This is a genomic window from Corallococcus sp. CA047B (genome assembly GCF_003612065.1).
GTDB lineage: Bacteria > Myxococcota > Myxococcia > Myxococcales > Myxococcaceae > Corallococcus > Corallococcus praedator.
Map to the genome: position 1 here is coordinate 1 of NZ_RAWD01000142.1, position 23,649 is coordinate 23,649.

At 69.9% G+C, this 23,649-nt stretch carries 19 protein-coding genes; 11 read left to right on the forward strand and 8 right to left on the reverse strand.

The window, feature by feature from the left end:
- Nucleotides 1-56: 56 nt before the first annotated feature.
- The 3 genes from D7X74_RS21920 to D7X74_RS21930 form a co-directional block, all read right to left on the reverse strand.
- A complete protein-coding gene (locus tag D7X74_RS21920; protein ID WP_120534944.1) occupies nt 57-1,589 on the reverse strand; it encodes a methyl-accepting chemotaxis protein in 1,533 nt (510 codons plus the stop codon).
- Between the two features lie 220 nt (nt 1,590-1,809).
- Nucleotides 1,810-2,997 carry an alpha/beta fold hydrolase gene (locus D7X74_RS21925; protein WP_199741872.1) on the reverse strand — a complete coding sequence of 396 codons (1,188 nt, stop codon included), beginning with the start codon at nt 2,995-2,997 and terminating at the stop codon, nt 1,810-1,812.
- A 195-nt stretch (nt 2,998-3,192) separates the two neighbouring features.
- A complete protein-coding gene (locus D7X74_RS21930; RefSeq protein WP_233595362.1) occupies nt 3,193-4,443 on the reverse strand; it encodes an ATP-binding protein in 1,251 nt (416 codons plus the stop codon).
- Nucleotides 4,444-4,683: 240 nt separating this feature from the next.
- Between D7X74_RS21930 and D7X74_RS21935 the strand changes: the two genes are divergently transcribed.
- The 10 genes from D7X74_RS21935 (at nt 4,684) to D7X74_RS21980 (ending at nt 17,270) form a co-directional block, all read left to right on the forward strand.
- On the forward strand, nt 4,684-5,787 hold the full coding sequence (locus D7X74_RS21935; protein WP_120534945.1) for an ornithine cyclodeaminase family protein: 1,104 nt from the start codon (nt 4,684-4,686) through the stop codon (nt 5,785-5,787).
- Nucleotides 5,788-5,860: 73 nt separating this feature from the next.
- Nucleotides 5,861-7,087, forward strand: a complete 1,227-nt coding sequence (locus tag D7X74_RS21940; protein WP_120534946.1) for a tetratricopeptide repeat protein — start codon at nt 5,861-5,863, stop codon at nt 7,085-7,087.
- A complete protein-coding gene (locus D7X74_RS21945) occupies nt 7,084-8,211 on the forward strand; it encodes a HupE/UreJ family protein (RefSeq protein ID WP_120534947.1) in 1,128 nt (375 codons plus the stop codon). Before D7X74_RS21940 ends, D7X74_RS21945 begins: the two co-directional genes overlap by 4 nt.
- Before the next feature lie 148 nt (nt 8,212-8,359).
- Entirely contained in the window at nt 8,360-9,880 is a 1,521-nt protein-coding gene (locus tag D7X74_RS21950) for a DUF4331 domain-containing protein (RefSeq protein WP_120534948.1), read from the forward strand.
- Nucleotides 9,881-9,884: 4 nt separating this feature from the next.
- Nucleotides 9,885-10,181, forward strand: a complete 297-nt coding sequence (locus D7X74_RS21955) for a hypothetical protein (RefSeq protein ID WP_147446644.1) — start codon at nt 9,885-9,887, stop codon at nt 10,179-10,181.
- 152 nt (nt 10,182-10,333) lie between these two features.
- Nucleotides 10,334-11,176 (forward strand): N-acetylmuramoyl-L-alanine amidase, encoded by an 843-nt coding sequence (locus D7X74_RS21960; RefSeq protein WP_120534950.1) that lies wholly within the window; start codon nt 10,334-10,336, stop codon nt 11,174-11,176.
- A gap of 101 nt (nt 11,177-11,277) precedes the next feature.
- On the forward strand, nt 11,278-11,592 hold the full coding sequence (locus D7X74_RS21965) for a hypothetical protein (RefSeq protein ID WP_120534951.1): 315 nt from the start codon (nt 11,278-11,280) through the stop codon (nt 11,590-11,592).
- A 101-nt stretch (nt 11,593-11,693) separates the two neighbouring features.
- Nucleotides 11,694-12,962 carry a TolC family protein gene (locus D7X74_RS21970; protein ID WP_158622271.1) on the forward strand — a complete coding sequence of 423 codons (1,269 nt, stop codon included), beginning with the start codon at nt 11,694-11,696 and terminating at the stop codon, nt 12,960-12,962.
- Nucleotides 12,959-14,152, forward strand: coding sequence for an efflux RND transporter periplasmic adaptor subunit (locus tag D7X74_RS21975; protein WP_120534953.1), 1,194 nt, complete (start codon nt 12,959-12,961; stop codon nt 14,150-14,152). The genes D7X74_RS21970 and D7X74_RS21975 overlap by 4 nt, the downstream gene beginning before the upstream one ends.
- Entirely contained in the window at nt 14,142-17,270 is a 3,129-nt protein-coding gene (locus tag D7X74_RS21980) for an efflux RND transporter permease subunit (RefSeq protein WP_120534954.1), read from the forward strand. The genes D7X74_RS21975 and D7X74_RS21980 overlap by 11 nt, the downstream gene beginning before the upstream one ends.
- Before the next feature lie 15 nt (nt 17,271-17,285).
- On the opposite strand, the gene D7X74_RS21985 is transcribed toward D7X74_RS21980, so the two are convergent.
- From D7X74_RS21985 to D7X74_RS45065, 5 genes are all read right to left on the reverse strand, one after another.
- Nucleotides 17,286-18,002 (reverse strand): immunity 52 family protein, encoded by a 717-nt coding sequence (locus tag D7X74_RS21985; protein ID WP_120534955.1) that lies wholly within the window; start codon nt 18,000-18,002, stop codon nt 17,286-17,288.
- A gap of 13 nt (nt 18,003-18,015) precedes the next feature.
- Nucleotides 18,016-19,602 (reverse strand): Tox-REase-5 domain-containing protein, encoded by a 1,587-nt coding sequence (locus D7X74_RS45060; protein WP_120534956.1) that lies wholly within the window; start codon nt 19,600-19,602, stop codon nt 18,016-18,018.
- A gap of 128 nt (nt 19,603-19,730) precedes the next feature.
- Complete coding sequence (locus tag D7X74_RS21995; protein WP_120534957.1) at nt 19,731-20,468, reverse strand: immunity 52 family protein; 738 nt, start codon at nt 20,466-20,468, stop codon at nt 19,731-19,733.
- Nucleotides 20,465-21,229, reverse strand: a complete 765-nt coding sequence (locus D7X74_RS22000) for an immunity 52 family protein (protein ID WP_120534958.1) — start codon at nt 21,227-21,229, stop codon at nt 20,465-20,467. Before D7X74_RS22000 ends, D7X74_RS21995 begins: the two co-directional genes overlap by 4 nt.
- A 10-nt stretch (nt 21,230-21,239) precedes the next feature.
- Complete coding sequence (locus D7X74_RS45065) at nt 21,240-22,823, reverse strand: Tox-REase-5 domain-containing protein (protein ID WP_120534959.1); 1,584 nt, start codon at nt 22,821-22,823, stop codon at nt 21,240-21,242.
- Nucleotides 22,824-22,981: 158 nt separating this feature from the next.
- On the opposite strand from D7X74_RS45065, the gene D7X74_RS22010 reads away from it, so the two are divergent.
- On the forward strand, nt 22,982-23,527 hold the full coding sequence (locus D7X74_RS22010; RefSeq protein WP_120534960.1) for an RNA polymerase sigma factor: 546 nt from the start codon (nt 22,982-22,984) through the stop codon (nt 23,525-23,527).
- Nucleotides 23,528-23,649: the final 122 nt, after the last annotated feature.

Below are 23,649 nucleotides of genomic sequence, written 5' to 3' on the forward strand. Positions count from 1 at the left end.
GCCCCGCGCTGCGCGAGGCCCGCGCCCCGGACCTCCGCTCCTGAGGAGCGGCCGGCCTACAGCCGGTAGTCCTTCACCATCGCGGCCACGCGCTCGGACAGCATCTTGAGCGCCACGGCGGACTCGCTGGTGGTGGAGATGCGCTTCACCGTGTCGCCCATCACCGCGTTGAGCTCGTTCACGGCGGTGAAGATCTGCTCGATGCCGGTGGCCTGCTGGTTCACGGTCTGGGAGATCTGACGGGCGGACACCACGCTGTCGCGCACGATGGAGGACAGCTGGCGCAGCGTGTCCCCGGACGTGCGCACCTGCGCGAGCCCGGACTCCATGCGCTGCGTGCCCGCCGCGGTGATCTCCACCGTGGCGAAGATGGCCGTGCTGATGTCCGCCAGGATGCCGCGCACCTGGTTGGTGGCGCGGATGGACTGGTCCGCCAGCCCGCGGATCTCCCGGGCCACCACCGCGAAGCCCTTGCCGTGCTCCCCGGAGCGCGCCGCCTCGATGGCCGCGTTCACCGCCAGCAGGTGCGACTGGTCCGCCAGGTCCTTCACCGTCTCCGTGATGCCGGAGATCTGCTCGGTGCGCTCGCCCAGCGCCATGATGCGCTCGGCGATCTGCTCCACCTGCGAGCGCAGGTCCACCAGACCCTCGATGCTGTCCGTGATGGCGCTCTCGCCCGTCTTGCCCAGGGCCTCCGCGCGCTCCGCCACGTCGATGACCGCTTCGGCCGCGCGCGACGCCACCACCGACGTCTGGCGGATCTCCTGCGCCGTCACCTGCGTCTCCTGCAGCGCGGCGGCATGGCGCGACACCATCTCGTTCTGCCGGCCCGCCGAATCATTCAGGTGGTCCACCGACCCCTTGAGCATGTCCGACGACTGCTGCAGCTGCACGAGCAGGTCCTTCACCTTCGTCACCATCAGCGTGAAGGCGCCCGCCAGCTGCCCCACCTCGTCCGTGGAGTCGATGCGGACCATCTCACGCAGGTCGCCGTGCTCCGCGATGCGCTGCGCCGCCTCCGTCAGCTGCACCAGCGGCCCCGCGATGCGCCGCGCCAGCACGATGCCCACCACCACGAACAGCACCAGCGCCAGCACCAGCACCACGCTCACGCCGGTGGTGATGCTCTTCACCTGGGCGCGCGCCGCCGTGCGGTTGAAGCCCACGTGCACGCTGCCCGCCCCGTTCGCCATCCGCGAGCTCAGGTCCATCAGCTCCGCGTCGCGCACGTAGAACGTCGCCTCGCCCGTGGCCTTGCCCAGCCGATCCCTCAGCTCCCGCATGGCCGGGCCAAACTCCCCCGCCACCGCGCGAAGCTGCCCCGTCCCGTCGAAGACGGCCACGTAGGCCACCTTCCCGTTGCGGGCCACCGGCTCCAGCACCGCCTGGAGCGACTCCGCCTGACCGTTGGCCATGGCCCCCGACAGCGTGGCGGCGAGCGCCGCGGGCATGGCCACCCCCACGTCCCGGCCCTGCGCCTCGAAGGCGGTGGACACGCGCGGGATGAGGTACCCGAAGAAGAGGACCGTGAAGAACAGCGCCACCAGGAGCGGCGCCAGCGAGAGCTTCTGGGACAGGGAAAGTCGCATCCGGGCGTCGGTGGCGGCCTCCTTCCACGCTGTCGCCAGCGCGCGGAGACCACTCCAGAGGGAAATCTGGGAAACGAAGCCCCCCTGGACTATCCAGTGAGGTGCCTTATTGTGAACACCCCCAGCGAGCCCGCGCAATGGCCCCGCGCGTTTCCCGCGTGAAAGTCAGACACCGCGCCCTGGGTAGCCGTCACCCCGGGGCGCGGGCGTCATCCCTTTTTCAGCCCGCCTGACGCTTGGCGGGGGCGCTGTCGTCCCACTTCTCCATCAGGGTGTTGGACGGCAGCTGCTCATCCAGCAGCTTGCGCGCGGACTCCGCGCCGGACACCGGCAGCCCCTGGGGGTTGAGCAGCCCCAGCTGCACCAGCACCGTCGCCTGATCCCAGTAGATGTGCTCGTGGTAGAGCTTGTCGCCGCGGAAGTTCACCACCGCGACGAACGGCACCTCCACGTACTTGCCCGTGGGCGGGATGCCCGGGAGCATCCAGTCCATCTCGATGTCGTGGGTGAAGCAGAAGATGAACTCGTCCACCACGCGGTCGGCACCCACGGTGCGCGACAGCGGGATCATCTTCGTGTCCTTCGGGTTCGCGTGGATGAAGTGGTTCTCGTAGAAGCGGTGCAGGTAGTTGGCCCCCACGCCGCCCGTCATCACCGGGATGCTGTTGACGTACGGATGCGCCACCATGGTGGCCATCGTCGCGTCGGCGTCCCGGACGGCGAACTCCAGCTCCGTGTGCCGGTCCCACAGCGCGGACAGGTCGTAGTGGGGACCCATCGTCCGGCGCAGGATGGCCATGGTGCGGGTGTGGGCCATCATCTGCGAGGGCCGGTGGTACGCCGGAGACCCCTGGCGGAAGAAGCCATGCCGCACGCCCGGGTACACGTACAGCTCCACGTCGGGCGTGACCTGCTTGCGCACGCGAGCCACCGCGGACGGGGGCACGAAGCCGTCCCACTCCGCGAAGTTGAGCACCATCGGGGACGCATCAGGCCCGGCTTCCGCGAGCACGTCCTCCATCCCCGGGGCGCAGTAGGCCACCGCGCAGTCCACCTGGCCGTGCACCGCGAGCTGCGCGGCCAGCGTGCCGCCCAGTCCGAAGCCCAGCGCGCCCACCTGCTTCTTGCCCTTCAGGCCCGTCACCTCCGGCAGGGCACGGGCGTAGGCGACCACCGCCTTCAGGTCCGCTTCCTCCGGCTCTCCCCGCGACGCGAGGTCCGGCGCGACCACCACGTAACCCTCTTCCGCGAAGTGTTCGGCCATGTGCTTGAGGTGTTCGTTGCCCTCGAACGCCTCCACCATCAGCACCACCAACGCCGGGCCACTCCCGGATGCTGGACGACGGATCCACGCCCTCATCGGGTCGTTTCCATCCACGGGAATCCACATCGAGTTGTCGGTCGTCATTGTCTCGCACCCTCCCCAAAGCGGACATGTAAGTCCGGTGGCACCTCACCTCCCGGACGTCTGGCATTGTAGCAAACTGCCCAGAGCTTCGCTGAGAGATTGAGAGGTTTTGATCAGGGCGGATAGTTGTATGCCTTTGACTGAAGTAATCAGCCGGCACTGCAATATCCTCCTGACGCGACGGGACTTGTGTTTTCAGCCTGTCAGCGTTTCCGCGAGCGTGGCATCCGCGCAGGCGGAGAGGTGGCGCCCGTCCTGCTGGGATTGACGCGGCAGACACAGGAAGAAGGTCGTGCCCGCCTCCAGGGTGGATTCGACCCGGAGGGTTCCCCCATGGGCCTCCACGATGCTGTGCGCGATGTAGAGCCCCAGGCCCAGGCTCTCGCGGCCCTCGGTGTCGACGCCCCGGCGGAAGGGCTGGAACAGCGTGGAGCGCAGGTGCGTGGGGATGGGGGCCCCGCCGTTGTGCACCTCCACGTGGACGGTGTCCTCGCCCTGTTCGGACGTGCGGATGCGCACCGGGCTGTCGCTGGGGCTGTACTTGAGCGCGTTGTCCACCAGGTTGGCCAGCACCTGCGCCAGCCGGTCCAGGTCCCACGCGCCCGGCAGGCTGTCGTGGGTGAACTCGCAGAGCACGGTGCGGTCGGGGCGCGCCGCGCGCAGCTCATCCGCCACCTTGCAGCACAGCTCGTTCAGGTCTCCCGGGCGCGGCACCACGGGGATGCCTCCGCCCAGGCGGGCGCGGGTGAAGTCCAGGAGCTGCTCCACGATGCGCTGGATGCGCTCCCCGCCCCGGATCACGCGCTCGAAGGCCTTGCGCTGGCCCTCCGGCAGCGTCTCACGCGCCAGTTGAAGGCTCGCGGTGGTGAGGATGGCGGCCAGGGGGGAGCGGATGTCGTGTCCCACGATGCCGACAATCTGTTGCTCCAGCTCCGCCGCGCGCTGGAGCTGCTCCTCCACGCGCCGCCGCTCGGCCAGCTCCAGCGCCTGCTGCCGCAGCTGCTCACCGCGCAGGTACAGCTCCACGAACACCGACACCTTCGCGCGCAGGATGTCCGGATCCACGGGCTTGAGCAGGTAGTCCACCGCGCCGTATTCGTAGCCCCGGGTGACGTAGGCCGTCTCGCGGCTGAGCGCGGTGATGAAGAGGATGGGCAGGTGCTTCGTGCGCTCCCTCGCGCGCACCAGCTTCGCCGTCTCCAGCCCATCCAACCCTGGCATCTGCACGTCCATCAGCACGCAGGCGTACTCGTCCAGGAGCAGCGCCTTGAGCGCCTCGTCGCCGGAGCGCACCGACACCAGCTCCTGGCCCAGCGGCTCCAGGATGCCCTCCAGGGCGAGCAGGTTCGCCGGCACGTCGTCCACCAGCAGCACCCGCGCGCGGCGCAGCTCGTTCGAGGGAGGCTGTGGAACTCCAGCAAGCACGTCGGACACGGCACTGAGCACGGAATTCCTGGGACCAGGAGGCATCACGGGGCTTGTCACTCGGGCGTTGGGGTGGAGGGGCTCGGGTGGCAGACAGGGGCGTGAATTTTGTGACTCCGCTGGATGACGAGCGCTCACGTCCAACAGGGACTGGGAGCTGCCTTGTTCCCTGCACCTGTATTCAAAAGACACAGCGCAGGAGGAATTCCTGCTCAAAACTGTCAGGTTGCAATTCCTGGCAGGGGCGTAAATTCTGAACACATGACGCCCCCGGTCCCTCGCACGCTCCTCATCAGTCCCACCGACCTGCGCGCCATCGTGGCAGGGGTGGGCCTGCACGCCTTGATGGATGAACTCATCCAGTCACTCACCGTGGCGCTGCGGGACCTGGATGCGTCCGTCACGCAGGTGCACAAGCGGGAGGGCTTCTCGCTTTCGGATGAAGCGCGTCCGCTGGGAGCGCTCGGTTGGATGCCCGTCCTGCGGCGGGGCGAGAGCATGACGATGAAGGTGGCGGGCTCCTGCCCCTCCAACATGCTGGACACCGGGCTGCCGACGCTCATCGCGACGCACAGCGTGTACGACGCGCGCACGGGCCACCTGATGGCGGTGATGGACGGCGTGTTCGCCACCGCGCTGCGCACGGGGGCCGCGTCCGCCGTGGCCAGCCGGTGTCTTGCGTCGCCGGACAGCAAGGTGCTGGGACTGGTAGGCTGTGGCGCGCAGGCCGTCACGCAGCTGCATGCGCTCAGCCGCGTGTTCCGGCTGGAGCAGGTGCTGGTGCACGACGTGGATCCGGACGCGGCGCGCTCCTTCGTGCGGCGCGTGGCGTTCCTGGGGCTGGACGTGCGGCCCACGCTGCTGGCGGACCTGGAGGCCCGCTCGGACATCCTCTGCACCGCGACCACCGTGGCCGCGGGCTCCGGGCCGGTGATCTCCGGCCACGCGCTCAAGCCGCATGCGCACATCAACGCGGTGGGCGCGGACCGGGCGGGCAAGACGGAGCTGCCGCTGGCGCTGCTGCGCCGCAGCCTCGTGTGCCCGGACCTTCCCAGCCAGGCGCGCCTGGACGGCGAATGTCAGCAGCTCCATCCGGATCAGATAGGTCCAGACCTGGCCACCGTGGTGCAGCAGCCGGAGGAGTTCCAGGGCTGGCGTCAGCGCAACACGGTGTTCGACTCCACCGGCCACGCGCTGGAGGATCAGGTCGTCACGCGCATGCTGCTGGAGTACGCGCGGCGCATGGGGCTGGGCACGTGGGTGACGCTGGAGGGGCTGGGCGGGGATCCGCTGGACCCGTACGCGCTGGTGCACGGTGACGCGGCGAGCTTGGGCGAGGCGCCGCGCCGCGCCACCGGCAGCTGACGTCCGCCGCGCGACACACTCCTTCCCCCCACAGGCATCCGGCCGGGCTCGGGCTCCGTAGAGTCCTGCACCCATGCGTCCGCACTTCCTGTCGTCGAAAGGTGTTTCGCGCACCGCGCTCGGGCTGACCCTGGCGGTGTCGCTGGGCCTCGCCGGCTGTGGCCAGACGCCCTCGGCGGAGCGCGTGCCCTTCACCCCCGCCACCGACGGCGAGGTGCTGGAGCAGGTGCCGGCGACCGCGACGGATGCGAAGGCCCGGGAGCGCGCCGCGCTGCGCCGGGCCCTGGCCGCCCGCTCGGATCAACTGGATCTGGCGCTGCGGCTGGCGCGGCTGGACATCGAGGAGGGGCGCGCGTCCGGGGACCCGCGCTACCTGGGCCGGGCGCAGGCCGCGCTCGCGCCCTGGTGGGACGCGGCCACTCCGCCTCCCGGCGTGCGCCTCTTGCGCGCCACCATCCTCCAGGGCCGCCATGAGTTTCCCGCCGCGCTGGCGGACCTGGATGCCCTGGTGCGCGAATCTCCCGACGACGCGCAGGCCTGGCTCACACGCGCCGTCGTGCTGGGCGTGCGCGGTGAACACGCGGAGGCCTCGAGGAGCTGCGCGAGGCTCGCGCCCCTGGCGGGGCCGCTGGCGGGCGCGGTGTGTCAGGCGCAGGTGAAGAGTCTGGCGGGCCGCTCGAAGGAGGCCCAGACGCTGCTGTCCGCCGCCCTGGCCCGGGGAGCCCACGGGCTGGAGGAGCAGGCGTGGGCGCTGTCCACGCTGGCGGAGGCCACCGCGCGCGCGGGTGACACCGACCGCGCCACGAAGCTCTTCGCCCGCGTGCTCTCCCTGGATCCGGCTGATGCCTACACGCGCGCCGCCTACGCGGATCTGTTGCTGGATCTGGACCGGCCGCGCGACGTCATCGCCCTGGTGAAGGACCACGGCCAGGACGACAACCAGCTTTTGCGCCGGGTGCTCGCGGAAGCGGCCCTGGGCACGCCGGAGGCGGCCGCGCTCGCCGCCGAGCTGGGCTCGCGCCACGCCGCCAGCCACCTGCGGGGAGACGCGCTGCACGCGCGCGAGGAAGCCCGCTTCGCCCTCCACGTCCTGAAGGATGCCGCGAAGGCGCTGAAGCTCGCCCAGGTGAACTGGGAGGTGCAGCACGAACCGTGGGACGTGCGCCTCCTCATGGAGACCGCGCTCGCGAACCATACCCCCGAGGCCGCCGCCCCCGCCCTGCGCTTCCTGGAAGCGAGCGGCGCGGACGACCCCGGCCTGATGGCGCTCGCCGAACGCGTGCGAAAGGCGTCCCCATGAAGGCCCTGGCCCTGGCCGTGCTCCTCCTGCCGCTGGCGGCGCTGGCCCACAAGCCGAGCGACAGCTACCTGCACCTGGACCGCGCCGGTGACGGCTTCACCGGACGCTGGGACGTGGCCCTGCGCGACCTGGAGGAGGTGCTCGTCCTGGACGCGGACGGCGACGGCGCCATCACCTGGAGCGAGCTGCGCGCGCGGCAGGCGGACGTCGCGGGCTACGCGCTCGCCCGGCTGAAGCTGTCCGCGCAAGGCGCTGGCTGTCCCCTGTCCCCCGACTCCGCGCTCCGGGTGGTGCGCCACTCCGACGGGGCCTATGCCGTCGTCGGCTTCACCGCCGCGTGCCCGGCTGTGCCCGTGGCGCTGGACGTGGACTATTCGCTGCTCTTCGACCGCGACCCGCAGCACCGGGGCATCGTGCGGGTGGGCAGCGATGGCGCGGGCGAACCGCTGATCCTCTCCGCCACGCGTCACACCGCCCGGGTGTCCCTGGAGGGCCTGTCCCCCTGGCGACGCTTCGGGCAGATGGTGCACTCCGGCGTCGAACACATCTGGGCCGGCGTGGATCACCTGCTCTTCCTCCTGGCGCTGCTGCTGCCGTCCGTGCTGCGGCGCGACAGCGCGACGGGCCGGTGGGTGCCGGTGACGGACTTCGCTTCGGCGGTGAAGGACGTGGTGAAGGTGGTGTCCGCCTTCACGCTGGCCCATTCACTCACCCTGAGCGCCGCGTCCCTGGGCTGGGTGTCGCTGCCGTCGCGCCTGGTGGAGTCCGCCATCGCGGCCAGCGTCATCGTCGCCGCGCTCAACAATGTCTTCCCGTTGATGGATCGCACCCGCTGGATGGCGGCGTTCGCGCTGGGGCTCCTGCACGGCTTCGGCTTCGCGTCGGTGCTGGCGGATCTGGAGCTGCCCGCGGGCAGCCTCGCGGTGACGCTGTTCGGCTTCAACGTGGGCGTGGAGCTGGGCCAGCTCGCGTGCGTGGCCGTCTTCCTGCCCCTGGCGTACCTGCTGCGCGGCACGCCCGTGTATCGCCGGGCGCTGCTCGTGGGCGGCTCCGCGGTCATCGCGCTGGTGGCGTGCGCGTGGTTCGCGGAGCGCGCGTTCGGCGTGGGCGTGTCCTTCACCTGACGCCCCTGCCCTCCGGGGCAGGCCTTCCGTCCGCTCCGGAAATCCACGCGAATCCCAGCAGCGTATTGCCATGACCCGGAGGTATGTCCTGCTCCTGCAAGACACCCGGGGACTCCAGCAAACACATCCCACGCAGCAGGAGGTTCAGATGAGAGCGAAGAAGCTCGCGGCGGTGCTTACCGTCGCGACCACGCTGGGCGCGTCTGGCGCCATGGCGTCGAGTCACCGGGAAGCACCTTTCATCACGAAGTCACCCAAGGTCGACGCGACCGACTTCTACATGTTCCGCAGCTATGAGGCGGACCGCGCGGACTTCGTCACGTTGATCGCCAACTACATCCCCTTCCAGGAGCCGTACGGCGGTCCCAACTTCTTCACCCTGGATTCGGAAGCGCTGTACGAGATCCACATCGACAACAACGGGAACGGGGAGGAGGACCTCACCTTCCAGTTCCGCTTCACCAACACGCTGGCCAACGCCAACAACGGCGCGACGCTGACCATCGGCACCGGCGCCCAGGCGAAGACGGTCGCCGTGCCGCTCTTCAACGTGGGTCCCATCACCACGGCGGACCAGTCCAGCCTGAACGTGCAGGAGTCCTTCACGCTCAAGGTGGTCCGCGGCGACCGCCGCACCGGCACCGCCAAGGACGTGACCAACGCGGCGGGCGGTTCCCCCACGTTCCGCAAGCCCACGGACTACATCGGCACCAAGTCGCTGGGCCTGCCCGCCGCGTACGAGGCCTACGCGAAGGAGCACATCTATTCGGTGAACATCCCGGACTGTGCCACCCCGGGCAAGGTGTTCGTCGGTCAGCGCAAGGAGTCCTTCGCGGTCAACCTGGGTCCGGTGTTCGACCTGGTGAACGCGCCCGGGGCCACCATCACCAACGCGGCCAACCGCAACGCGGTGACCAACCCGCTGGCGGGGAACAACATCACCACGCTGGCCCTGGAAGTCCCCATCGCCTGCCTCAAGGCCGGCACCCAGGACGTCATCGGTGGCTGGACGACCGCGAGCGTGCGCCAGGCGCGCGCCATCAACCCGTCGCCCACGTTCGCCAAGCCCTCGCGTGAAGGCGGCGCGTGGCAGCAGGTCAGCCGCCTGGGCATGCCGCTGGTGAACGAGATCGTCATCGGCCTGCCGGACAAGGACAAGTTCAACGCGAGCGAGCCCAAGGACGACGCCCAGTTCGCCACCTACGTGACGAATCCCACCCTGCCTGCCCTGCTGGAGACGCTCTTCGGCACGAAGGCGCCCACCGTCTTCCCGCGCACGGACCTGGTGACGGCGTTCCTCACCGGCGTCACCGGCGTCAACGCCAACGGCTCAACGGCGGAGATGCAGCGGCTGAACATGGCGCTGCCGGCCACCGCGAAGGCCACCCAGAACAACCTGGGTGCCGCGGGCTGCTTCAAGGACGGCAAGCTGGACACGACCCTCACCGGGTGTGATCCGGCGGGCTTCCCCAACGGCCGTCGCCCCGGCGACGACGTCGTGGACATCGAGCTGCGCGTGGCCATGGGCTACCTGCTGGCCGACGACACCCAGGCCCCGTCGCGCAACACCGCGTTCCACGACGCCGTGCTCCAGGATGCGTCACAGTTCGACGCCACCTTCCCCTACCTGCGGACGCCCAACGCGGGCGCCAACGGCGACGGGACGTGATGCCATGCGCAGCCTGAGAGCCATGGCCTGCATCCTCGCGCTGGGCGCCACCCTGGCCTACACCGGATGCAGCGACGACGACGACGACGACAAGCCGGACGGCGGAAGCACGCCCGACTCCGGCACGCCCGACTCCGGCACCCCGGACGCCGGCCCCACGGCCATCGAGTTCACGACCTTCGTACGGGACACCATCGTGAACCAGACCAACGAGACGGGCACGCCCGTGACGCTCGACGACAAGACCTTTGTCGACACCGAGCCGGCGGACGCGTTCCCGCCCAGCTTCTTCCAGCCCTAGGCGGAAGCCGCTCACCCGCCGCCCCGATGCCCGGCAAGAACGCCGGGCGTCGGGGCTGTTTTCATTGTGGGATCCGAAACACACAACTTCCGGAAGCCCGGGGCGATAATCGCGAGAGCAACCCCTCTTCACTTTTACCGGGATTTTACATCATGAGCATCCGCTCCATCGCTTCCCGCGTCACCGCCACCGTGACTTCGCGGGCGGCGGCCACGGCCCCCGCGATCACCGCGCCGCCCGCCGGCCTGAAGAAGGGTGACAGCGGCCCGAAGGTGAAGCAGCTCCAGGACGGCCTGGTGAAGCTGGGCTACCTGACGAAGACGCAGGCGGCCACGGGCCCGGGCACCTTCGGTTCCCTGACCGAAGGCGCGGTGAAGAAGTTCCAGGCGGATCAGAAGCTGCCCACCACCGGTTTTTACGGCGAGCAGACGGCCGCGGCGCTGAAGAAGGCGCTCGCGAAGCCGACGACGCCCACGACCCCGACGACGCCCACCCAGCCGGGGAAGTTCACCAAGCCGGCGGTCATCAGCGCGCCGTCTCCCAACTCGGACTCGCGCAACGGCGCGGACATCGACGCCATCGTCCTGCACCACACCGGGACGAACAACGGCAAGGGTGACATGGCGTGGATGCGCGACCCGGCGAGCAAGGTGTCGGCGCACTACATGCTGGACCGGGACGGGAAGATCTACCAGCTCGTCGGGGACGACAAGCGCGCCTGGCACGCCGGCAAGGGCGAGCTGAACGGCGTGCCCACGGATGTGAACGGGCGCTCCATCGGCATCGAGATCGTCAACGACGGCAGCGGCAAGACGGCCTTCACGGATGCCCAGTACAAGGCCCTGACGCAGCTCGTGGGCTACCTGAAGCAGGAGCACAAGGTGCCGGCGGGCAACATCGTCGGGCACAAGGACGTCGCGGTGCCCAAGGGCCGCAAGGACGACCCGGCGGCCAACTTCGACTGGGCCCGCCTGCGCAAGGGCATCGGGACCTGAGACGCGGCCGTGGCCGGAGCGCTCCTGGAAGCCGTCCTCCGGAGCGCTCCAGTGCCTGACCGCGTGTGAAGTCGCGCCGGAGCGTGCTAGAAGACCGCCCGGTGCTCCGACTCTGGCTCTTCATCTGCCTGATGATCCTCGCTCCGGTGGGAGGCGGCCTCGCGCACGCCTTCGGACCGGCGCCGTCGGAGATCTGCGCCACGGGGTGCTCGGATGACGACGCCCATGGACAGTGCGCGCCCACCTGCGTGGACTGCGCCTGTTGCAGCCACGTGAAGCCCCTGGCCGTCGCCGCTCCGCTGCCGGGCTTCGTGAGTTCAGCGCCCCGTCCCCTCCGCTTCACGCTCGACGCCGTCGAGCCGTCGTCCGCGGACGCGGATGACATCCTGCACGTCCCGATAGCCCCCCTGGCCTAGGCCCGCGTCCGTCTTCCGTTCGCACGCGCTCCGCCACCGGTGTGCCCGGCCCCTGTCCGGGACCGCTGGCGCGCGGCGCCCGCCATTCCAGGGGTTCCCCCGTGTCCATCCGTTTCGCGACGGCCGCCTTCGGGCTCGCCGCCGCCCTGCTCGCGACGTGCCCTGCTGGCGCGTCTTCACCCGGCGCGCGCGCCGCTCCACAGCGGCTGTCCGGTCCACTCCTCACGCTTGAGGCCGCCCTGGCGCTGGCCCGGGAGCGGGCCCCCGCCCTGCTGGAAGCCCGCGCTCACGTCCAGGCCGCCCGGGGTCAGGTGGCCGGCGCCGCGCCGCTGCTCCGGAACAACCCGCAGCTCGACCTGCAGGCGGGCCCGCGCCGGCTCGTCACCGGAGAGCGCGGGATGGATCTCGCGGTGGGGCTATCACAGCCGCTCGAAATCGGAGGCCAGCAGGGCCTGCGCCGGGACGCCGCGCGGGCCGGACTCTCCCGCGAAGAAGCCCAGGTGCGCGATGCGGAACGGCTCGCCCTGGGTGAGGTGGCCGCCCGCTTCCTGCGCGTCCTGCACGCCCAGGAGCGCGTGAAGCTGGCGGACACCGTCGTGGTGGCATTGACCGAGACGGTTCACGCCACCGAGCGCCGCTTCGAGGCCGGAGACGTGCCGGTGGTGGACGTCAACGTGGCGCGGGTGGCCCGGGCCCGGGCGCGGGCGGAGCAGGCCATCGCCAGGGGCGAGGTGACGGCCTGGATGGGAGAGCTGCGCGCCCTGCTGGGGGCCACCGTCCCGGAGGTCCCTGGCGTCCAGGGGGACCTGCGGACCCTCGCGCTGGCGCCGCTCTCCAGGCCCGGGGGCAAGACGCTGGAGCGCGCGGACCTCACGGCCCTGGAGGAGGAACAGGCCCAGGCCCGGGCCACCGCCACCCTGGGCCGGCGCGAGGTGCTCCCGGACGTGACGGTGGGCGTGCGCTACCAGCGCGAGGCGGACGAAACGGCGCTGCTGGCAACGCTCAGCGTGCCGCTGCCCGTCTTCGCCAGGGGACAGGAGGCGCGCGCCACGGCAGAGGCCGATGTGGGCCGCATCGAGAGCATGCTGAAGGTCGCGCGGCTGACCGTGTCGAACCAGGGCTCCGCCGCGGGCGAGCGGTACTTCGCGCGCGTGGAAGCACTGGAGCTGCTGGAAGCGGAAGCGCTGCCGCTGCTCACCGACAACGAATCGCTCGCCCGGCGCTCCTATGACGCCGGAGAGCTGGACCTCGCGGGCTTCATGCTGATCCGGCGCGATGCGCTGGAGGCGCGGACGGAGTGGCTCGACAGCCTGCTCCAGACCGCCCTCGCCCGCGTCCAATACGCCGTGGAACTGGGAGTCACGCCATGAAGTCCACCCTCCTGCTGCTGACCGCCCTCGTCGTGGGCCTCACCGCCTGCAAGTCCTCCAAGGCCGGGCACGACGATGACCACGAGGACGGACACGACGAAGCAACCCCGTCGAAGACCCACGACGAGCCCGAGGACGGCCACCATGTGCACGTCCCCCAGGAGATGCTCCGGGACCTGCGCGTCACCACCGCCCGGGTGGAGGCGCGCCCCGGTGGGGAGAGCGTCACCGCGCTGGGGGAGCTGACCTTCAGCGAGGACGCCTACGCGGAGGTGTCCACGCCAGTGCCCGCGCGGGTGGCCGCCGTCGTCGTCACCACGGGCCAGGCGGTGAAGCAGGGCCAGCGGCTGGCGGATCTCCAGAGTCCGGAGCTGGGCCGCGCCCGCGCGGAGCTCCAGGCCGCGCAGGCCCGGGCCACCGCCGCGAGGCAGGCCGCCGAGCGCAAGCGAACGCTGGCCGACGAGCGCATCGTCGCGCGCAAGGACGTACAGGCCGCCGAAGCGGAGGCCGCCGCGTCGGAGGCGGAGGTCGCCGCGGCGAAGGCGTCGCTGCTGTCCCTGGGCGCGAGCGGTGCGTCCAGCGACGGCACCCCGAACTTCGTGCTCAAGGCCCCCATCGACGGCACGGTCATCGAGCGCTCGGCGCGGCTGGGGCAGATGGCGGATCCCTCCCAGCCCCTCTTCCGCATCGGGGACCTGTCATCGCTGTGGCTCATCGTGCACGCGTTCGAACGGGACGCGGTGCGCCTGAAGCACGGCACGGAGGCTCGCGTCACCTTCGCCGCGTTCCCGGGCCAGGAGTTCTCCGCGAAGGTGGGCCACGTGGGCCAGCGGGTGGACCCGTCCAGCCGGACCATTCCCGTCCGCCTGGAGCTGGACAACGGCAAGGGGCTGTTGCGTCCGGGCATGTCCGCGACGGCGTCCGTGCCGTTGGGGGACTCGAACGCCACGCTCACGGCGGTGCCAGCGGCGGCGCTCCAGCGGGTGGAGAACGGCTGGGTGGCCTTCATTCCGACCGAGGAGCCCGGGGTCTTCGAGCAGCGCGAGGTGGGCCGGGGGCGCAGCGTGGGCTCGCTGGTGGAGGTGCTGTCGGGGCTCGCCGTCGGAGAGCAGGTGGTGGTGGAGGGCGCCTTCCTGCTCAAGGCCGAGGTGGAGAAGTCCAAGGGCGGGGGCGACGAACATGGCCACTGATCCGCGCGCGTCGCTGCCGGGGCGCATCCTCACGGCGTCCTTCGCGAGGCCCGGCCTGACGGTGGTGCTCATCCTGGCGCTGGCGGCGTTTGGCGCGGTGGCGCTCAAGAACCTGCGGCAGGACGTCTTCCCGGACCTGTCCGCGCCCATCTTCAACATCATCGTGCAGAACCCGGCCATGGGCGCGGAGGAGCTGGAGACGGCGGTGGCCATCCCCATGGAGGTGGCACTGGCGGGCCTGCCGGAGGTGCGCCGCATCCGGTCCACGTCGCAGTTGGGCGTCACGCAGGTGACGGTCGAGTTCGAACCGGACGCGGACTACTTCCGCAGCCGTCAGTACGTGGTGGAGCGCGTGGCCCAGGCGGAAGGAGAGCTGCCCCCGGGCACCGACGCGCCGCTCGTGTCCAGCCTCACGGGCCGCCTCAATGAGGTCTTCGAGTTCACGCTGGAGGCGGAGCCCGGCAGCGCGGACCTGATGGCGCTCCGGGACCTGGCGGAGTTCGACATCAAGAACCGGCTGCTCGCGGTGCCCGGGGTCGCGGGCGTGGAGCGGCTGGGCGGCTACCTGCGCCAGTTCCAGGTGTTGTTGGATCCGGATCAGCTCGTGGCGCGAGGCATCACGCTCAACGAGGTGCAGCACGGCCTGGAGGGCGCCAGCGTCAACGCTTCCGGGGGCTTCGTGGTGCAGGGCCCCATGGAGTGGACCGTGCGCGCGCTGGGCCGCGCGGAGTCGGTGGAGGACCTGAACAACACCGTGGTCGCGCTGCGCGACGGCACGCCGGTGCTGCTGGGGGACGTGGCGGACGTGCGCGAGGCCCCGGCCCTGCGGCGGGGCATGGCCCACCGGCTCAAGGGCGAGGTGGTGAGCTGCCGCGTGAGCAAGCAGTTCGGCGCGGACACGGTGCGGGTGACGGAGGGGGTGCGCGCGGCCATCGACGAGCTGCGCCGCTCGCTGCCGCCGGGCGTCGCGCTGCGCGTCGTCTACGATCAGTCGGAGCTGGTGGGCTCCGCGCTGGGAGGCGTGGGCCGGGCCATCCTGCTGGGCGCGTTCCTGGTGGTGCTGGTGCTCTTCCTCATGCTGGGGGACTGGAGGGCGGCGCTCATCGTCACGCTCACCCTGCCCCTGTCGCTGGCGCTGGCGGGGCTGCTCCTGAAGGCGGCGGGCATCGGGTTGAACACGATGACGCTGGGAGGGCTGGCCATCGCGGTGGGCCTGCTGGTGGACGCGGCGATCATCGTCGTGGAGAACGTCATCCACGACCTGCGCGAGGGCAAGGGGCGCCGTTCGGTGCGCGACGAGGCCCTGCACGCGGCGCTGGAGGTGGGCCGGCCCATCGCCTTCGCCACGCTCATCGTCGTGTCGGTGTTCATTCCGTTGTTCGCGATGACGGGCATCGAGGGCCGCATGTACCAGCCGCTCGCGGCGGCGGTGGTGGCGTGCCTGGCCGCGTCGCTCGCGCTGGCGCTCACGCTGGTGCCGGTGGTGTCGGGGCTCCTCTTGCGAGCGCCGCGCGAGGACGCACCGGAGGACGTGTGGCTCATCCGCAAGGCGAAGGCCGTGTACGCGCCGCTGTTGGAGGCGTGCATGCGCCGCGCGGGGCTGGTGCGCGTGGTGGCGCTGGCGATCACCGTGCCCGCGTTGGGGCTGGCGTTCATGGTGGGCAGTGACTTCATGCCGAGGCTGGATGAAGGCGCGTTCCTGCTCCAGACAGTGTTGCCACCGGAGGCGTCGCTGGAGGAGGTGGACCGGCTCAACCACCGGGTGGAGGACGTGCTGCGCGAGTTCCCGGAGGTGGAGGACGTGGTGCGCCGCACCGGCCGCGCCGAGCGCACGGAGGACCCGATGCCGCACACGCTCTCCGACGTGCTGGTGGTGCTGAAGAAGGACGTCGTGGGGGGGCGGGAGGCGTTGGAGGCGCGGATGCGCGAGGCGGTGGAGAAGGTGCCGGGCGTGTCCGCGCTCTTCACCACGCCGCTGGGAATGCGCATCGACGAGGGGTTGGGCGGCAGTCCGGCGGACCTGTCGGTGCGCATCTTCGGGCCGGACCTGGACACGCTGGCGGCGCTCGCGGAGCGCACGCGGGTGTTGATGGCGAAGGTGGAGGGGCTGGAGGACCTGCGGGTGGAGAAGCTGAGTGGGCTGCCCCAGCTGCGCATCCAGGTGAACCGCGCCGCGGTGGCGCGGGTGGGCCTGACGCCGGGGGACGTCATCAAGGCGATCCGCGTGGGGCTGGTGGGCGAGGACGCCGCGCAGATCTGGAAGGGCCAGCGCCGGTACGACCTGGTGTTGAAGCTGGCGGATCACCGCCGGGGCGACGTGAACGCGCTGCGCAACCTGCTGGTGGACGGGCACGATGGCACGCGCATCCCGCTGGGACAGTTGGCGACGATTGAAGAGACGTTCGGCGCGGGCAGCGTGCGGCGGGAGGCGGGCAGCCGGCGCATCGCGGTGGAGGCGGGGGTGTCCGGCCGCGACCTGGGCGGCACGGCGAAGGAGCTGCGCGAGGTGCTGGCCACGCAGTTGAAGCTGCCCACGGGCTACTTCGTGGACGTGGGCGGCAAGGTGGAGAGCCAGGAGCGCGCGGCGCAGTCGTTGACGATGGCGATCGCGGTGGCGCTGCTGGCGGTGTTCATCCTGTTGTACCTCGCGTTGGATTCGGTGGCGGAGGCGCTGGTCATCCTGGCGACGCTGCCGGACGCGTTCGTGGGCGGCATCCTCGCGTTGCTCATCGCGGGGGAGACCTGGAACGTGTCCAGTCTGGTGGGGCTCATCGGCCTGTTCGGCATCGCGGTACAGAACGGGCTGGTGCTCGTGTCACAGACGAAGGACCTGCTCGCCCGGGGCAAGCCCTTCCCGGAGGCGGTGCGCGAAGCGAGCCTCGGCCGGGTGAGGCCCAAGCTGATGACGGCGGGCACGGCGATCCTCGGCCTGTTGCCCCTGCTGGTGCTGCCGCTGCATGGCACGGAGATCGAAAGGCCGCTGGCGGTGGTGATGGTGGGAGGGCTCGTGACGTCCACCCTCTTCACGCTGCTGGCGCTGCCCACGTTCTACGCGTTGGTGCACGGCCTGCAGGAACGCCTCGCGGCCCGCCGGGCGGCGCGCAAGGCCACCGCGTGAGAGCGTGGCCAGCGCTCAGGGAGCGAGGGGCGTCATCAGGCCTGCGTTGGCCAGGAGCCCCCGCACGCGCTCAGCCAGCGCGAGGTGCTCCGGGTTGCCCACGGTGAAGCGCTCCGGCGTAAGGATGATCAACGTGCCCCGGTCCTCGACGGGTTCGATGCGCACGGGGGCGGGAAGCGGGGGCACGGTGCCCCGGGCTCGGGCGAGGTACATCACCCAGCCGACAAAGGTTCCAGGCTTGGGGCTGTCGGTCACCAGGTTTCGGTGAGCCGGGGAGGTCGCGATCGCCCACTCCGGTTCCCAGGCAATCGCCATGCTCCGAACGAGCCCGCCGATGACGGGCGCGGTCAAAACTTGCTCCGCGTGACTGCCAAGGCTGGGGAGGTTGAAGACACAGAAGTTGTTCACGGCGTGGGAGTAGCCACCGCAGGTGACCTCGAAGCCGCTGGCGCCATGGTCATCGCCCACGCCATTCCAGCCGCTGATCCTGAATCCAAGGTCCTCGAACACACGGTCCCTGCCTCGACGAATCAGCGGCTCGAGGGCAGACGCCTTGGGCTCGATGGGTCGTTGGAGCGCAGCCTTCCGCGACCTGCCCTGCTGGAACCATTGGGCGAAACAGGGGTCGACGTTGGCGAGCTCCGCGAAGAGGCGTTCCATCCGGAGAGCACATTCCTCCGCAGACTCCTTTCGCGCTCCCCAGTAGGAACCCGCGTAGATGGTTTCGATCATGTGCGACCTCGCCTCAAGGTAGTGGAGGAGTGAAGACAACTTCAATTTCCGTGATGCCCCTCCCCCGCAGAAGATCCCGGATCGCTTCGGCCGTCTTCTGCTCCGCGACATGCCACCGCACCGGGGTTGCTGTTCCGTGGGAGGCACGGCTCTGTCGCTGCGCCTGCTCGACGAGCCCCTTCGCTCCCGACCTCTCGAACCAGACCTTGGGCGTGAGGTTGTCGAGGAACTTGTTCGCATAGCCCGGCCCCTTGGCCTCCAGAAGCACACCGTCCTTGTAGCCGTCGAACTTCACCTCTCCGACCCAGTAGGCCTCATCGGCCGAGCGCCCTGAAATCTGTTCCTGGTAGCGCCGGGCGCGTTCGGACATCGACTCCCTGGCGGGTCCCCACTTGCCGGGCCCCGCCGAAGGAGCGGCACCAGGAGAGGCCGTGTGGGCGCGCTGAAGGACGATGGCCGCCCCGGGCCCACTGCTCAACACCGCCGCCGTGCGTCCCACCGGCACCACGATGCGCTCCAGCACCAGTGCACCCTCCGCCGACAAGGAGAGCACCGGCACCGTGGCCTCCGCGCCCGCCATCATTCCCGTCACGGTGCGAGTCGTGGCGGATGCCGCACCCCAGGTGACGAGGACATTCGTCGCCAGCCGCGCCACCTCGCGTATCTGCTCCCCCGCCGTCATGAGTTGAAACCGCTCCCAGTACTCGGGCGACGACGCGATGAGCGCCACCACGCCCGCAGGAAGGTGTCTCAACCCCGCGATGCTGTCCGTCGGACGGGAGAGCACCTGTCCCACTGCGTGGTACAGCCCCACGAACGCATCCTCCGCGCCATCCAACGAGCGGTTGATGACGTCCGCGTCGTCGTACACCTCAGCCAGGGGCCTCCAGTCCGAGGCTCTCAGTTGTGCATCCACGTGGCGGAAGACACCTCCCCGTCCGCTGTAGAAGTGCCCCAACTCGAAGGAGCCTGCTCGGAACGCCCCGTCCTTCCATGCAACAGGCGCCACCTTCTGCTGCGTGCTCCCGTCGAGCGCCCACGCCAGGTAGCCGTCTGGCCGCAGCACCGCCACCTGCTCGCGGGCGAAGCGCGCCACCCGGCGCACCATCTCCTCACGGGAGACCTCACCTCGCTCCAGCACCTCGCGCAGCAGGAAGCCCGCCGCCATGCGCGGCGGGAGGGAGCGCAGCGACACCGGCTTCTCCATCAACCGCCCCAGCACCTCGACCGCGTCCTCGGGCGTGAAGGGATTGCGGCGGACAGGCAGGTCGTCCACATCCTCCAGCCCCGCTCGCACCAGCAACTTCTCGAACGCGTCCACGTCCAGCAGACCCAACTCCAGGGCCTGCCGCGACAGCGCACCGGGACGGTTGCCAAGAATGACCGTCCCGCTCGGCAGGCGCACCGGCTGACCCCGACGCGGTTGCTCGGGGTCCTCGTCTTCCGCCTCGGCGCTCCGTCGTCCTTCGCTGGAGCCGTCCGAGGCGTAGGCCGCGCGCTGCCGGAGCACCCGCGAGCCTCCTCTCCCAGACGGCGTCTCCACCCCAGCGCATCCAGCGACCACGAGCGCCAGGCACAACACCACGACGTCCGCGCGCATCGTCTACTCCAGCCCTCTCCCTCGGAGGCAGGCGACAACGATGTTCGCACTCACCTTCCGAAGAGGTAACGAATTGTCATGGCGCGTCGAGCCCTTCGCGGAGGTCTCATGCGTCCGTATTGCTACGCTCAAAGGGTAAGGGGCTTCAGCAGTCCTGCGTTGTCCAGGAGCCCCCGCACGCGCTCGGCCAGCGCGAGGTGCTCCGGGTTGCCCACGGTGAAGCGCTCCGGGGTCAGGATGATCAACGTGCCCCGGTCGTCGACGGGCTCGATGCGCACGGGGGCTGGCAGCGGGGGCACGGTGCCCCGCTGGCTCGAGAGATAGGTGATCCAGCCGATCCAGCTCGAAGAAGGGTCACCTGTCTCGGCAGACTGGAGGTGCGGCGACGACATGACTGTCGCGAAGTCCGGCTCCCAGGAAGTCGCCAGGACCCTCACGAGTCCGGCGAGGACATGCGCCGTCAACACCCGGTCCGCAGTGGGTCCTCGATGGGGGAGGTTGAACACACAAGTGTTGCTCACCCGCTCGCTGTAGCTGCCGCACGTCACGTTGAACGAACTGCCGTCGGAGTCGTCGGGCGCCCCGTTCCACGCACCGAAGCGGAATCCCAGGTCCTCGACCACCCGGTCCTTCCCTTTGAGAATGAGCTTCTCCAACCCGGCGTGGGTGGGCGCGATGGGTCGTTTCAGTGCGTCCTTGCGCGATCTGCCTTGCTGGAACCACTGGGTGAATGACGGGTCGATGCTCGGGAGGACGGCGAACAGGCTCCCTGCCCGTCGAGCACATTGTTCCGAGGACTCCTTCCGGGCGCCCCAGTACGCGCCAGCAAAGTAGGTCTCCTCGCGAATCCGCGTCCCGAGGCTCACGGGGGACGGGGCCTCAGCAGTCCTGCTGTGTCCAAGAGCCTTTGGACGTGCTTGGCCAGCGCGACATGCTCCCGGTTACTGACGGTGAATCGCTCGGGGGTGAGAATGATCAGTGTGCCCTTGTCCTCGACGGATTCGATGCGCACGGGGGCGGGCAGCGGCGGCACGGTGCCCAGGCGGCGCGAGAGATAGGTGATCCAGCCCAGGGAGAACGCCGCTGAATCGGGCTCCTGGGACTGAAGCTCGTAGGCGTGTGACGTAGCGAACGCCCAGTCGGGTTCCCAGGCCAACGCCATGCTTCGTACCGCCCCCGTCAGCACCGGGGCGGTGAGCACCCGCTCCGCATTCGCGCCACGCCCCAACGTCGGCAACTTCAACACGCAGGAGTTGAGAACAGCCTCATCGTAGCAACCACAAAGGATTCGCAGATCCGCGCTGTCGTAGTCCCCGCCGCCGTTGCCAAACCAGAAGGTGTAGCCCAACGGCTCGATGACAGGCCCCCCTCTCTCCCGATTGGCGCCGCGTTGGAACGACGCGGCGAGGGAGGACACGTCGGGCGGCATGAGCGGGTATTTGCGCGCATCCTTGCGCGACCGGGCCGGCTTGTACCAATGGGCGAGGAACGGGTCGTACAAAGCAATCCGGTTGAGGAAGTCCGCCGTGCGCCCTGCACACGCCTCCGGCGACTCTTGACGAGGCCCCCAGTACGCACCGGCATAGTAGGTCTCAGGCTGGGCCTGTGATTCGGGATTATCGGTCACGGGACTCTCCTCACTGCGCGGGCGTGTGGATGACGGCAATCTCCTTGATCTTGTTTTCCTGGAACAGCTTTCGAATGGCCTCGGCGACCTTCTTCTCGGCGATGTGCCATTCGATGGGGATGCCGGTTCCCTTCACCCTCGCGAGCTGCCGATTGGCCTGCTTGACCATCTCGACAGCTCCCGAATGCTTGAACCAATCCTTGGGATCAAGGTCGTCGAGGAACTTGTTCGCATAGCCCGGCCCCTTGGCTTCCAGCAACACGCCGTCCTTGAAGCCGTCGAACTTCACCTCTCCGACCCAGTAGGCCTCATCGGCCGAGCGCCCTGAAATCTGCTCCTGATAGCGCCGGGCGCGTTCGGACATCGACTCCCTGGCGGGTCCCCACTTGCCGGGCCCCGAAGAAGGGGCGGCACCAGGAGAGGCCGTGTGGGCGCGCTGAAGGACGATGGCGGCCCCAGGCCCGCTGCTCAACACCGCCGCCGTGCGTCCCACCGGCACCACGATGCGCTCCAGCACCAGTGCACCCTCCGCCGACAAGGAGAGCACCGGCACCGTGGCCTCCGCGCCCGCCATCATTCCCGTCACGGTGCGAGTCGTGGCGGATGCCGCACCCCAGGTGACGAGGACATTCGTCGCCAGCCGCGCCACCTCCCGTATCTGCTCCCCCGCCGTCATGAGTTGAAACCGCTCCCAGTACTCGGGCGACGACGCGATGAGCGCCACCACGCCCGCAGGAAGGTGTCTCAATCCCGCGATGCTGTCCGTCGGACGGGAGAGCACCTGCCCCAGTGCGTGGTACAGCCCCACGAACGCATCCTCCGCGCCATCCAACGAGCGGTTGATGACGTCCGCGTCGTCGTACACCTCGGCCAGGGGCCTCCAGTCCGAGGCTCTCAGTTGTGCATCCACGTGGCGGAAGACACCTCCCCGTCCGCTGTAGAAGTGCCCCAACTCGAAGGAGCCTGCTCGGAACGCCCCGTCCTTCCATGCAACAGGCGCCACCTTCTGCTGCGTGCTCCCGTCGAGCGCCCACGCCAGGTAGCCGTCTGGCCGCAGCACCGCCACCTGCTCGCGGGCGAAGCGCGCCACCCGGCGCACCATCTCCTCACGGGAGACCTCACCTCGCTCCAGCACCTCGCGCAGCAGGAAGCCCGCCGCCATGCGCGGCGGGAGGGAGCGCAGCGACACCGGCTTCTCCATCAACCGCCCCAGCACCTCGACCGCGTCCTCGGGCGTGAAGGGATTGCGGCGGGCAGGCAGGTCATCCACGTCCTCCAGCCCCGCTCGCACCAGCAGCTTCTCGAAGGCATCCACGTCCAGCAGACCCAACTCCAGCGCCTGCCGCGACAGCGCACCGGGACGGTTGCCAAGAATGACCGTCCCGCTCGGCAGGCGCACCGGCTGACCGCGACGCGGTTGCTCGGGGTCCTCGTCTTCCGCCTCGGCGCTCCGTCGTCCTTCGCTGGAGCCGTCCGAGGCGTAGGCCGCGCGCTGCCGGAGCACCCGCGAGCCTCCTCTCCCAGACGGCGTCTCCACCCCAGCGCATCCAGCGACCACGAGCGCCAGGCACAACACCACGACGTCCGCGCGCATTGTCCGCTCCCTGTGCCTCATCGTTCGGAAGCATGCGGCATGGCAGCCCCCTGCTCCGACAAGGCGACGCCTCGCTGTGCGGCGTTGCACCTTCCGCGACCCACGGGCTATCTCGTGGCCATGCACGGGCACGAAACCCAAGGGCACGAGACCACCGCATGAGCCTGTCGCCCGAAGCGCTCGAAACCCTGCTGCGCCATCACCATGCCTTCCTCGCGTTCCTCACCCCACGCGTGGGCAGTCAGGAAGCAGCCCGCGAGGTGTTGCAGGCCGCCTTCGTCAAGGGCATGGAACAGGGCGGTTCCCTGCGCGAAGAGCAGAGCGCGGTGGCCTGGTTCTACCGCTTGCTGCGCAACGCGCTGGTGGACGCGCACCGGCGCATGCGGCGCGAATCCTCGGCGTTGGAATCACTGGGCCGCGAGCAGCCCCTGTCCACGGAGGACGACCCGGGTCTGGAGGCCACCGTGTGCGGCTGCGTCGCGGGACTCGCCGGCACCCTCAAGCCCGAGTACGCCCAGGCCGTACGCCGCGTCGACCTGGAGGGTATGTCGGTCGCCGCGTTCGCCCAGGAGGCCGGCATCTCCGCCAACAACGCCGCCGTGCGGCTGCACCGTGCCCGTCAGGCCCTGGGTCGACAACTGGTGGACCTGTGCGGTCACTGCTGCGCGGAGGGGTGCGTGGACTGCGCCTGCTCGCCCTCCTGAAAATGCAGGTGTAAGGCCGCGAAGGTCCGGGCGTCAGCCTGGAGGAACAGGGACGGCGACGCCCCTCCCCATCCTTCCGAGGCCCCATGGACATCACCTCCTTCACCCGCCCCGCCCTGCCC